Below are 12,131 nucleotides of genomic sequence, written 5' to 3'. Positions count from 1 at the left end.
CGTCAGTCATTGGCTATCACTGCCGACGCTGACGTTGATAATCGTCGTAGCTTAGTTTTGCATCGCAATTGTCCGCCGGTGCCCGTAGACATTGCTGTTGTCTGAAGCTCTGCACGGCATCGTATCCCAGGCGTTCAGCCTGATCCAAACTACAGCCGCCGAGCACTAGACTCAGCCAAAGCATTTTTACCCAATTGCCGGCCATCTTTTTTCTCCCGAATGTACCCATTCATCAGATTGTTTTAACAACTGCCTTCCCGGCCGCAGCCTGCGATGACCAAGAATCAATATCTCCGCATGAGGCCGGTTTTTGTTCGGCGGCAAAGCGCGAAAAACAGCCGCGTCGTTGGCGTTATGCAAGCTTTTGTGCGTTGCGGTAGACGGACAAAAGGTCGGTTGGGGATCGTTTGCGTCGCAAATCGCCGAGTGTCTTAAAATGCTGCAAAGTGATCGGCTACTAAACGCTGAAACCGTGCCGAAGGCTGCTAAAGTCAAGCATTCGTCTAACTGGCAAGCTTGACCGACATATGGCTCGGATAAGGTATCATGTTATACCGCGCTGTTGAATAGAGGGCTAAGCCGACAGGGATAACGAATTTTCACTCGTAAAGGCCGCAAACCGATTAGAACGCTGTTACAGATGAATAAATCCGGATTGAAGTATGTTCGCCGTCAATTCAAGGCCATGGGGACACCCTGCGAAATTCAGGTATTCGCTAGCAGTGTCGCTCGGGCCAATGCAGCCATCGATGCGGCGGTCGCCGACGTGCAGCGTTTGGAAGCCCGTTATTCGCGCTATCGGCCGGATAGCTTTTTATCGGAGATTAATCGGGTTGCCGCTGCAGGCGGGGCCATAAACATAGACGACGAAACCGCCAGCTTGCTGGACTATGCGGTAACCTGCTACGAGCAAAGCGACGGTTTGTTCGATATTACCTCCGGCTTGTTGCGCCGCGCTTGGCGCTTCGACAGTGGGAAATTGCCGGAATCCGGGGAAATCGAGACTTTAATCGCCAAAGTCGGTTGGGACAAAGTCTTGTGGCATAGGCCGCAGCTGGCTTTTTCGGTTGCCGGCATGGAAATCGATTTCGGCGGCGTCGTTAAAGAGTACGCGGCCGATTGCGCGGCTGCATTGTGCAACAGCCATGGCGTAAAACACGGCGTAGTGAATTTAGGCGGCGACATTAAAGTCATCGGCCCGCGCAGCGATGGTAGCCCGTGGCGCATAGGGATTCGGCATCCTAGACGGCACGATGCGTTGTTGGATACGCTGGAGTTATACGAAGGCGCTGTGGCTAGCAGCGGGGATTACGAACGCTGCATTACCTTAGATAACGTTCGTTACGGACATATATTGAATCCTAAAACCGGTTGGCCGGTCGCTCATTTGGCGGCTGTGACCGTGGTCGGACAATTTTGCGTGGTTGCCGGCAGCGCATCGACGATTGCCATGTTGAAAGAGGAACAAGGTATCGACTGGTTAAACAATCTGGAATTGCCTTATTTATGGGTGGACGTACATGGCGCCAGTGGCGGCCGAATAACGCCGCACCCCTCTTGAATCCTTAATGAATCGGTATGTCGCGCTCACGTATAGATCACTTGGTTGTCACCGCACCAACGCTGGAGGCGGGAGCCGATTACCTGCGCAATCTGCTCGGGGTGGAACCGGTACCGGGCGGGACTCATCCGCGCATGGGTACGCATAACCGTCTGTTAAAGCTGGGCGAAAGCTGCTATTTGGAAGTCATCGCCGTAGACCCGGCCGCAGCGCGACCAAACAGGTCGCGCTGGTTCGAGCTAGATGCTTTTGGCCTGACCCCACCCTGTTTGCGTGCTTGGGTAGCCAATACCGACAGCATAGAGGCCGCTTGCGCTGCATCCTCGCTGTCTTTGGGCCTGATCGAGCCCATGTGCCGAGGCGAACTGGAATGGTTGATTTCGATACCTGCAAACGGCGATTTGGTGATGCAAGGCGTAGCTCCGCAACTGATTCAATGGCCGGCAGATCGGCATCCCGCCGCCAAGCTCGCGGATAGCGGCTGCAAGCTTGTGGGTTTGGAAGGTTTTCACCCCCAAGCAAAACAAATCGAGCAATGCTTGGCAAACATAGGTTTTGACGATTGCTTCTCGGTTTCGCTACCTCCGCCGGGAATGAGTCCGCATCTGGCTGCAACCATTCAAACGCCGGCCGGCCTGCGCCGAATCGGTGGAGCTAGCGGCTTCCGGCTTTAGAAACGTAGATCTACCCACGCAAATGCCAACCATTATCACTCATGCCGCCGTACCGCTCGCCCTGGCTTGCGGGCTGGGCCGCGACCACATTCCCGGACGATTGTTGCTGGCGGGTATCGTCGCCGCCATGTTACCCGATTTGGATGTACTGGCCTTTCGGCTGGGCATTGCTTACCAGAATGATTTCGGCCACCGGGGCTTCAGCCATTCGCCTGCGTTTGCTTTGACGGTTGCCGCTGTGGGGGCTCTGTTGACCAAGTTCTTGCGCGTGCCGGCCAAACGGGCATTTTGGTTTTTGGCTGCGGCGACCTTGTCGCATGGCGTGTTGGACGCGTTCACTAACGGCGGTTTTGGCATCGCGTTTTTATGGCCGTTTTCCGGCGAACGATTTTTTGCGCCGGTCAGACCGATCGCCGTATCACCGTTAAGCCTGAGCCGATTTTTATCGGAACGGGGACTTTCCGTATTGGCATCGGAAGTTCAATACGTCTGGCTACCGTGCTTGGCGCTACTCGGTTTGTCCACAGTGCTACGCTATTTTCGGCAACGCTAGCATTGACCAGTCAACCCGTCCGCTTTAACGCGACAAAGCGCCGCTACGGCTTACCAGCGGGTATGCTTGCGTTTCCCGGCTCGTATGGTTTTTAGCCGAGCCGTACAGGTAGTCATCGGCGGATTTCGCGGTTAAGCCGGTTGAGTAAGGCCGCACGGCTTTTGCTGGCAGAAGTGCTAAAATCCGCGGCACGCAGCTACTGCGCAGCTCTATATATGAGCTGCGGCATTATTCGGCCGACACGGGATACGAATAGACCGGCTCCACATTACCCATCTTCTCGCTTTACGCCATGCAAACCCAATTCGATTTCGACGTTATCGTAGCCGGCGGCGGGCCGGCCGGCTGCACTGCGGCTACGCTATTAGCTCAATACGGCCACAAGGTTTTACTGCTGGAACGCGACCAACATCCGCGCTTTCACATCGGCGAATCCATGCTGCCTTTTAGCGAGCCGATAGTCCAACGTTTGGGTATAGATTGGAGTCAGGGCAACCTGTTTAAAAGCGGTGCGGTATTCATTGACGAGCACAGTGGGCAGCGCATGAGTTTTCCGCTGAGCGCCTACCGGAAAACTTACCAGCTGGAGCGGGCGCCGTTCGACCAATTGTTATTCGAAAACGCCGGCAAACACGGCGTAACGACGCGCGAGCGGGAAGGCGTGATCGGCGTGGAATGCCTAACCGAAGCGGTAAACGTGCTGAGCGAACAAGGTCGTTACCGCTGTCGCTACTTGATAGACGCCAGCGGGCGCGCCGCCATCATGGGTAAGCAGGCCAAAAGCATAGAGCAGATAGAAAACCTGGGTAAGTTTGCCGTTTATACCCATTTCGACAATATCCCACCTGGCGACGAAGCGGATGAACTGTTTCGAACCGGCAACATCTACGTGCCTGTGGTCGATATCGGCTGGATTTGGATTATTCCGCTATCCGGACGGCGGTTAAGCGTCGGTTTGGTGGTACAACAGCGGCGCGCCAACGACGGCAATGCGGATAGCTTGCTGCGCCGCTACTTAGCCGCATCCCCCCTCTTGACGCGGTTGTTAACCGGCGTCGAACAAAGCGGGCCGATAAGAGTGGAAGCGGATTTCAGTTACAGCAATCAACGCCGTTACGGGCTGCGCTATGCCTGCTGCGGCGATGCGGCGGGCTTTTTGGATCCGGTTTTTTCCTCCGGGGTATTTTTGGCCTTCACCAGCGCGGCTCGCATCGCCGACCGGATTCATCAAGGTTTGGCCGATGGCTGCGAAGCCGACCCGGCTTTGCACGCAACCGACGACGAAGCCTATCGGCTGGGTTTCAACACCATGCGCATGTTCGTGGAGCGTTTTTATCAGTCGAACATCGTGCATAACTTGTTTTTCGAAGCCGACCGTAATCCGCAGTTGAAGGATCAAATCGCCCGTTTGTTGGCAGGCGATTTGTGGGTAAGCGATAACGCGTTGCAAAAAACGCTGTTAGCCGGCCGACAAATGCCGGCATGACCAACAGGGTAAGCGTTGTTTTTTGCGCCATCCCGAAACATCAATTTCCGATAAAGGCGCTATCCGCTCCGTATCCAGCCAGAGTTCCAAGATGACTAGCCGTTCAAGCTACAATTGTTGATCGATTAACTTACGGTAACTGGTGGCATGGTGTTGCAGCAAGATGTCGGCTTTGATCTTGCCGTCGATAGCTTCTATCGGATATAGGTCTCCGCCTTTTTCCAAACCGAATACCGGAATCAATTGGCCGGCTAATGTGTAGTTCAAGGATTTCGCTTTGGCGTCGGTTAACGGCGCCCGGTAATCGGTGAAGTAACGTGCTAACGACTCGCTAATCTCGGCGTCTTTAAACTTTTTGACCATTGCATCTATCGGTACTTCCGAGAAAAAGCCGCGCACGTCGTTTTTTGCATCGGTAATTTTACTGGCCAGCTGGGCTACTTTGCTGCCCACGGTAATATCGGCATTATCGGCTTCGACGATGGTGGTCACCTCGGAGACCGATTCCAAACTCAACGGTACTTGCGGGATGGGATCGCGGTCGTTATTGATCACGAATGCCTGATTTTTGCTGGTGCGGGCGAAATCGTATCCGAATTGCATATTGCCCGGCTTGGGTTGGGCGTACAGATAGGATTTAATTTGGGTGTGTTTTAATGTCTCCAAGCCGTAAGGAATGGTCTCCTCTTGAATGGCGTAATACAGAAACGCTTGAATCAAGGTCGCTACCGCCGCCCCTTGGCTGTGGCCGGTAATATACAGCTTGGAAATGTCCTCGTTTGCTAACACGCGTTTTATCTGGGTCAGCACGCCGCGTTGGTCGTCTAACAACAACCCTAAGGCCGCATAGGCAAAACCCAGATGCACTTCCGCCATGGGGGTAGAGGCAAAAACTATGGGTAGCGTGTGATTCTTGGGATATTCAACGCCGGCGAAAGCCGGTATTGTGGTGGCGTAGGCGTCTGTTAGTATACTTTGCCATTCAGCTACCGTACCGCGCACCGCCAAGGCATAAACCCCGCGATGGATTTGCGATTTTGCTAACAGCCAAGCCCCGTTCAAAGGTTTGATGCCGTTAGTCTTGATATCGTTCGGGTTTGGTTTGTCCTCTGCTCGGTCGGCATCCGTGTAGGGAAATTGCCGATTCCATTGGGTATTGCCCGGCATACGGCTGTCGTACACCAAATCCCAGCCGACAGGATTTGCATAAAACTGGTGTTCAGGGTCGGGCAGATCCGGATTGTTGCGGTCGTCCTGGTTATTCAGTTCTATGCACATTTCCAACATAGTTTTTGCCTCATCGGTGTCGAAACCGCTGGTGGCTTGTATTGCTTGCGTGGTTGCCGCGTCACGTTGAATTTGATACGGCTGAATAAAATTTTCGTTTGTCATGGTCGAACACCCCGAAATTAGAAAAGTGAGTAGTAACGCCGGCCGGTACTTATAGTCATTGTCTGCGCTGCGCGGATGCGCTTGCTTGGGGGATTTTGGGTAAGAATGGGGTAACATGGACGTATCCTCCTCTGCTCGCCGGAATAAGCGAGTATTTTGCACCGGCAATCCGCTTAAGAATCGACCGGTGCGGAGAATCGCTGCGGTTATTACCTGCCTATAAGGCAAGAAATACCAATCGAAATCCCCGCAAGCCGGTAAAACTCTCTAGCCATCGAGCACCAAATATTTAAAATTATTTTTAGGCTGCGCAATCCGCCGTCAAAATAAGGCAATGGGACTTAAGCAAATGCGCCAAATCAGTATAGGCGCTAGGCATGTCATCCGCCAAATTCGTTAAAACTGTTAATCGGCCTCGGATCAGAGTCGACCTCAGGCATTCAGCGAGGCTGACGAATGAAAGGGACTCTTTGCGCACAAACTTTCGTAAGACAATTCCGTCTTTCATCAACTGTCTGCTTGCTTGGCAAACCCGTCAAGCAACGGCGATAACGATTCGGGAGAAATAAAATGGCTGTGGAATGGGTATATTCGCCTACCCGAATCGATTGGGTGGTGTTATCCGAACTGTACAAATTAGCCCCGTTGGGTGACAAAGATCCGAACGATCTAAAAACCGCCTTCGGAAATAGCCGGTATTTTTGTTTTGCATTCGATGCCGGCAAGTTGGTGGGCGCCGGCCGGGCCTTGGCTGACGGCGTGGATTGTTCGTATATCTGCGACGTAGCGGTTTTACCCAGTCATCAAGGTATGGGGATAGGTAAAACCATCATAAGTAAGTTAGTCGAATTTTCCAGCGGACACCGCAAAATCATTCTTTACACCGCCCCGGGCAATGAATCGTTTTATAGACGTTTGGGTTTTAAGCGGATGCGCGCGGCCATGGCCATCTTCGCCGATGCCCGGCAAGCCTTGGATTGGGGATTGCTCTACGAGGATTAATCGGCTATTTGCATTCTAGGCTTGGAAATCAGCTCGACTCATGTTTTCAGACTGCACCGTTTTGAGCAAAACACGGTTGGATTGTAGCTGGGCGCAATAGCTCGTTATATGCAAAAGTTGGTTGAGAGGAATACTTGTTAGCGGCCACGGCCATTCTCGAACGGTATGCTCGCCGTTAGGGCATCGATCCCTTGTTTCATCATCCGAAACGCTGCTGGGGCATTAGCAATCTGTGGCAACAGTCGCGCACCGTGCTGGAACCCCGGATGCAAATTCGCTCCACCGCTTGGATGCTGGCACAGTTGTTGGCTTTGGCCGTTGACGAGCCCTTCCCGCCACGTGAAATTGCGCCCTGGCGCGAAGGGCATCCCTTGCGGCGGGTCTCGTCGCGCAAGGGCTGCGGATTGAATTTACAGGACTTGCCTTTCGCGACGGTTTTGACCCGAAGTCGCAAAAATTCAGCGTCCCAGAACAGCGCGGCGACCCTCGATTGTCGCCTTGACCAGTTGGTCTCACGAAAATACGCGGGTCCATCGCTACGCGGCCCCTTCGTCTTTAGGTCAAGCTGGCGCGGCGTGGCCAGCGCTGTGTCTAAAATTGAGTTAACGCAACAGAACCGGATTTCTGATCAACCCGTTAAACCCTGGGCATTTGACGCAGCTTTTCCACCACTTTGTCACCAAACTCGTCGGTACTGATCATCGTCACACCGCTGCCGGGTTTCGACAAATCAGCGGTCGAATAACCGTCGCCGAATACGCCCTGCATGGCCGCCCAAACGTTTTTGGCTTCAGCCGCCATGTCGAAGCTGTTTTCCAGCATCATCGCCACCGAGCCTATCATCGAATAAGGGTTGGCGATGTTTTTACCGGCGATGTCCGGCGCCGAACCGTGTGAGGGCTCGTAGTAAGCTTTATCGGGCCCGATGCAGGCCGAAGGCATCAAGCCCAGCGAACCCAAAATACCACCGCCTTGGTCGCTGAGTATGTCACCGAACATGTTCTCCATCACCATTACATCGAACTGGGTTGGCTTCAGACACAGCGCGGTAGCGGCTGCATCGACCAGCATGTTGACCACCTGTACATCAGGATATTCCTTGGCGACTTCTTCCATCACCTCGTTCCACAATACACTGGATTTCAAGACGTTGCTTTTGTGAATGTTGTGCAGCAATTTGCGGCGTTTGCTGGCCAACTTAAAGGCTTGCTGCATGATTTGCCGAATTTGTGCCTCGTCGTATTCCAGGGTTTCGCGAACGTAGCGCAAACCGGTAGCGTTGATGCCCGTCTCCTTCTCGCCGAAATATAGGCCGCCCACCAGTTCGCGAACGATGATCAGATCGATACCTTCACCGATTATTTCGGGCTTCAACGGTGAAAAATGCGCTAACGATTTTGGCAGCGAAACCGGCCGGAAATTGGCATAGGTATTGTAACGGCGGCGTAGAGGTAATAATGCACCGCGTTCCGGCTGCTCGTCGATAGGGATTCGTTTTGAATCTTCGTGGCTCAAGCCGATCGGCCCTTTCAAAATCGCGTCGGCTTGATCGCAAATGGCTTTGGTTTGATCGGGAAAGGCTGAGCCGGATTCGAAATAAGCGCAGGCACCGAATGCGGCGGGCAGTAACTCGAATGTCACATCGTTACGTTCTTCGATGAGTTTCAAAACTTTGATGGCTTCTTTGGTGATCTCGGGGCCGATACCGTCACCGGCCAATATTGCAATTTTATAATGTTTCATGCTTCTGTTTGATTTTATGTAAACTTTTATTTTATAAAGACTTAATCAAGGTTGCCTGCGTCTCGTGCAACTGGATATTGATGAGTTTGATCGTGGCTAAAATCGCCGCAAATACCTGATTGACGTGAACGCCGCGGGTTTTGCGAAACTCACTGCCGCAATCCCAAGTGATAACACATTCTGTCAATGCACTGGCGTGTCCGCCTTTAGGAATACGAATTTCGTAATCAGCCAGAGTCGGTAAACGGTAGCCGTACTTGTCCAGCACCTTGCCGATAGCGTCAATAAAGGCATCGAAACCGCCACTACCGGCACCGGTAGCTTGGTGTTTATCGCCCTTGATATCGACACGCAGGCTGACGGTGGAGGGTAGGTCAAGACCGCTGCTGATGGAACAAGCCAATAATTTAATGTGCTGATAATCCTTGCTTTCCAGGACGTCGGCAATGATAAACGGCAGGTCGTCGATGGTGATGGTTTGCTTGGAATCGCCAATGCTGACGATACGCGCCAAGACCTTTTTTTGATCTTCTTCGGAAAGTTGCAACTCCAGCTGCTCAAGGTTTTTTTTCAGAGAGGCTTTGCCGCTCATTTTTCCCAAGGCATAGCTGCGAGTCCGCGAAAAGCGTTCCGGCCCCAATCGGGTCTTGTACAACCCGCCCTTTTGATCGCCATCGGCATGGATGCCGGCAGTCTGCGTAAACACGTCCGAACCGACGATGGGCGCATTGGCGGCAACGCGTTTGCCCGAAAAGTTTTCGACCATGTTGCTGATGCGGACCAAGTCGCTTTCATTAATGGACAACTGCATGTTCATCTTATCGCGCAACACCACGGCCACCTCCGCCAAGGAGGCATTGCCTGCCCGTTCACCCAGGCAATTGACGGTACAGTGAACGGTACTGACACCCGCCCGTACCGCAGCCATGGCATTTGCCGTGGCTAAGCCGTAGTCGTTATGGGGATGAAAATCAAACTGTAGGTCCGGATAGCGCTGACACATATCGCTAAGGCTTGAATAAACTTCGTCCGGCGACATGACACCCAGCGTATCCGGCAGCATGAAGTGGCAGATCGGGCTGTGTTGCAAGCTATCCATCAACCCGTATACATACTCCGGACTGTCTTTATAACCATTCGACCAATCTTCCAGATAAACATTTACCTTCAGACCTTGCTCATGCGCATGGGCGATGGTTTGTAAGACATCGGCGCTGTGTTGCTCCAAGGTTTTACCGAGTTGCTCACGGCAATGCTTCTCGCTGCCTTTAGCCAGAAGGTTGATCACCCTGCCGCCGGTAGACTTGATCCAGTCGACGCTGAGGGTATGGTCAACAAAGCCAAGGACTTCCACTCGCTCGGCAAAACCTTCTTGCTGGGCCCATTGGTTGATCTGACTAACAGCGGCCTTCTCGCCTTCCGATACCCGGGCCGAAGCCACTTCAATACGATCTACGCCTAAAAATTGCAACAAGGCCTTGGCGATGCTGACTTTTTCCGTAGGCGTAAAGGCAACGCCTTGGGTTTGCTCTCCATCGCGTAAGGTAGTATCCATGAGTTGGATATGTCTTGGCTTTTTCAACATGATTTTCGTCTGTGTTTTCGGTGCGGCCCAATGTCGGCATGGTTAGGCCCAAAGCCAGGGAAAATCCTGCTTATGCTGCTGCTCGAACAGGTCGATCTTATCGACGTGTTTTAAGGTCAAGCCGATGTCGTCCAACCCACTGAGCAGATTACCTTTGCGAAACGGATCAATTTCGAAACTAAAGCCATTACCGGCTGGCGTACTCAACTGTTGGTTTTCCAGATCGACGGTAAAACGCACCCCCTCGTTTGCCGCGATTTCAGCCATCAATGTGTCCAGTTGATCTTTATCGACCTTGATCGGCAGAATGCCGTTTTTAAAACAATTGTTATAAAAAATATCGGCATAACTCGTAGAGATGATGGTGTTGAAACCATAATCGGCAATGGCCCACGGCGCGTGTTCACGTGAGGAGCCACAGCCGAAGTTGTCACCCACCACCAGGATTTTGGCGCCTTTAAAAGCCGGATTGTTCAGCTCGAATTCGGGGTTATCGCTGCCGTCGTCATTGAAACGCCAGTCGTGAAACAGATGCTGGCCAAAGCCGCTACGTTCCACTTTCTTTAAAAACTGCTTGGGAATAATTTGATCAGTATCGACGTTGCTGCGGTTCATCAGCACAGCGATGCTTTCATGCTTTTTATACGGTTCCATAACTTATCTTGCTCTTGCTCGTTAAAGGGTACGAATGTCGACAAAATGGCCTGCAGCCGCCGCGGCAGCAGCCATGGCAGGCGAAACCAAATGCGTACGTCCGCCTTTGCCCTGACGGCCTTCGAAATTTCGGTTTGATGTAGACGCGCAACGCTGACCTTTGGACAGCTCGTCGCCATTCATTGCCAAACACATCGAGCAGCCGGGCTCGCGCCATTCCCAACCGGCATCGACAAAGATTTTGTCCAGTCCTTCTTGTTCTGCTTGCTGCTTAACATGGTAGGAACCGGGCACTACAATCGCGGTGACGCCGTTGGCCACTTTAGTCCCTTTCGCCACTTCCGCGGCTATACGGATATCTTCGATACGGCCGTTGGTGCAAGAACCGATGAACACGAAATCAATCGGAATATCGGTAATTTTGGTGTTGGGCGTCAGTCCCATATAGGCTAACGCGCTTTCACAAGCTTTACGCTTGATGTCGTCGCTGAAGCTTTCCGGCGAAGGCACCAAGCTATCGACTCCGGCGACTTGCTCGGGCGATGTGCCCCATGACACTTGCGGAGCTATTTCATTCGCATCCAGAACCACAGTGGCATCAAAGACGGCGCCTTCGTCGCTGGGTAGAGACTTCCAATAAGCCAGAGCCTGATCCCAGTAATCGCCAGCCGGTGCAAATTCGCGGCCTTTAAGGTATTCATAGGTCTTTTCGTCGGGGGCAACCAAACCAGCTCTGGCGCCCGCTTCGATTGCCATGTTGCACAAGGTCATCCGGCCTTCCATGGACAACGATTTGATCGCCGAACCGGTATATTCGATCACATAGCCAGTACCACCTGCGGTGCCGATCTTGCCAGTGATGGCCAGGGCAATATCCTTGGCGGATGCATATTTGGACAGTTCGCCGTTGATGACGATTTGCATGGTTTTGGATTTTTTCTGCGGCAGGGTTTGCGTGGCCATCACATGTTCGACTTCGGAAGTGCCTATGCCGAACGCCAGTGCGCCAAACGCACCATGGGTTGCGGTATGACTGTCGCCGCATACCACGACCATGCCGGGATGGACGAAACCGTGCTCGGGAACCACCACGTGAATCACGCCGTTGTTCGCGTTTTTCATGTCGTAAAGGTTTAGGCCGTTTTCCCTGCAATTTTCGGCCATGGTTTCTATCTGTTTTTTAGCAATCGGATCGGCAATCGGCAGATCGCGATTTTTTGTCGGTACACAATGATCCATCGTCGCCAAAATACTGTGCGGATTGCGCACTTTGCGATTGCTCAAGCGCAGACCTTCAAAAGCCTGAGGGCTGGTGACTTCGTGCATCAGGTGCCGATCGACATACAGTAAAGGCGCCTGTCCTTCGGTATCCACCACGAGATGGCTATCCCAAATTTTTTCATACATGGTTTTTTTCATAGCATTTTCCAAAGCTTGCATAGAGACTCTTTAATCGAGTTTACTATGTGTTACGGGTCTAA

At 52.6% G+C, this 12,131-nt stretch carries 11 protein-coding genes; 5 read left to right on the top strand and 6 right to left on the bottom strand.

The window, feature by feature from the left end; genetic code table 11:
• Positions 1 to 16: 16 nt before the first annotated feature.
• On the bottom strand, positions 17 to 205 hold the full coding sequence (locus tag F1E05_RS00130; protein ID WP_150045984.1) for a hypothetical protein: 189 nt from the start codon (positions 203 to 205) through the stop codon (positions 17 to 19).
• A 435-nt stretch (positions 206 to 640) separates the two neighbouring features.
• Here F1E05_RS00130 and F1E05_RS00125 point away from each other — a divergent pair, with 435 nt between their 5' ends.
• The 4 genes from F1E05_RS00125 (at position 641) to F1E05_RS00110 (ending at position 4,274) form a co-directional block, all read left to right on the top strand.
• Complete coding sequence (locus tag F1E05_RS00125) at positions 641 to 1,561, top strand: FAD:protein FMN transferase (protein WP_150045983.1); 921 nt, start codon at positions 641 to 643, stop codon at positions 1,559 to 1,561.
• Positions 1,562 to 1,578: 17 nt separating this feature from the next.
• The gene (locus F1E05_RS00120) at positions 1,579 to 2,235 is read left to right on the top strand and encodes a VOC family protein (protein ID WP_150045982.1); all 657 of its coding nucleotides are present in this window, start codon (positions 1,579 to 1,581) and stop codon (positions 2,233 to 2,235) included.
• A 22-nt stretch (positions 2,236 to 2,257) separates the two neighbouring features.
• On the top strand, positions 2,258 to 2,788 hold the full coding sequence (locus tag F1E05_RS00115) for a metal-dependent hydrolase (RefSeq protein WP_150045981.1): 531 nt from the start codon (positions 2,258 to 2,260) through the stop codon (positions 2,786 to 2,788).
• A 292-nt stretch (positions 2,789 to 3,080) separates the two neighbouring features.
• Positions 3,081 to 4,274 carry an NAD(P)/FAD-dependent oxidoreductase gene (locus F1E05_RS00110; RefSeq protein WP_150045980.1) on the top strand — a complete coding sequence of 398 codons (1,194 nt, stop codon included), beginning with the start codon at positions 3,081 to 3,083 and terminating at the stop codon, positions 4,272 to 4,274.
• 108 nt (positions 4,275 to 4,382) lie between these two features.
• Here the strand turns inward: F1E05_RS00110 and F1E05_RS00105 are convergent, their stop codons facing one another.
• Positions 4,383 to 5,666: a lipase family protein gene (locus tag F1E05_RS00105; protein ID WP_190303209.1), complete on the bottom strand. Its 1,284-nt coding sequence runs from the start codon at positions 5,664 to 5,666 to the stop codon at positions 4,383 to 4,385.
• Between the two features lie 570 nt (positions 5,667 to 6,236).
• Here F1E05_RS00105 and F1E05_RS00100 point away from each other — a divergent pair.
• Positions 6,237 to 6,668 (top strand): GNAT family N-acetyltransferase, encoded by a 432-nt coding sequence (locus tag F1E05_RS00100; RefSeq protein WP_150045978.1) that lies wholly within the window; start codon positions 6,237 to 6,239, stop codon positions 6,666 to 6,668.
• Between the two features lie 636 nt (positions 6,669 to 7,304).
• On the opposite strand, the gene leuB is transcribed toward F1E05_RS00100, so the two are convergent.
• The 4 genes from leuB to leuC all read right to left on the bottom strand — a co-directional run bounded on the left by leuB (position 7,305) and on the right by leuC (position 12,069).
• Positions 7,305 to 8,411: a 3-isopropylmalate dehydrogenase gene (leuB, locus tag F1E05_RS00095; protein WP_150045977.1), complete on the bottom strand. Its 1,107-nt coding sequence runs from the start codon at positions 8,409 to 8,411 to the stop codon at positions 7,305 to 7,307.
• 31 nt (positions 8,412 to 8,442) lie between these two features.
• Entirely contained in the window at positions 8,443 to 9,966 is a 1,524-nt protein-coding gene (locus tag F1E05_RS00090) for an alpha-isopropylmalate synthase regulatory domain-containing protein (protein WP_150045976.1), read from the bottom strand.
• A 72-nt stretch (positions 9,967 to 10,038) separates the two neighbouring features.
• Entirely contained in the window at positions 10,039 to 10,650 is a 612-nt protein-coding gene (gene leuD / locus F1E05_RS00085; protein WP_150045975.1) for a 3-isopropylmalate dehydratase small subunit, read from the bottom strand.
• A gap of 21 nt (positions 10,651 to 10,671) precedes the next feature.
• Positions 10,672 to 12,069 carry a 3-isopropylmalate dehydratase large subunit gene (gene leuC / locus F1E05_RS00080; protein WP_150045974.1) on the bottom strand — a complete coding sequence of 466 codons (1,398 nt, stop codon included), beginning with the start codon at positions 12,067 to 12,069 and terminating at the stop codon, positions 10,672 to 10,674.
• Between the last annotated feature and the right edge of the window lie 62 nt (positions 12,070 to 12,131).

It is taken from the genome of Methylomonas rhizoryzae, assembly GCF_008632455.1.
Taxonomy (GTDB): domain Bacteria; phylum Pseudomonadota; class Gammaproteobacteria; order Methylococcales; family Methylomonadaceae; genus Methylomonas; species Methylomonas rhizoryzae.
Note: the sequence above shows the minus strand (reverse complement) of the source record. Positions and strands in the feature narration are given on the sequence as shown.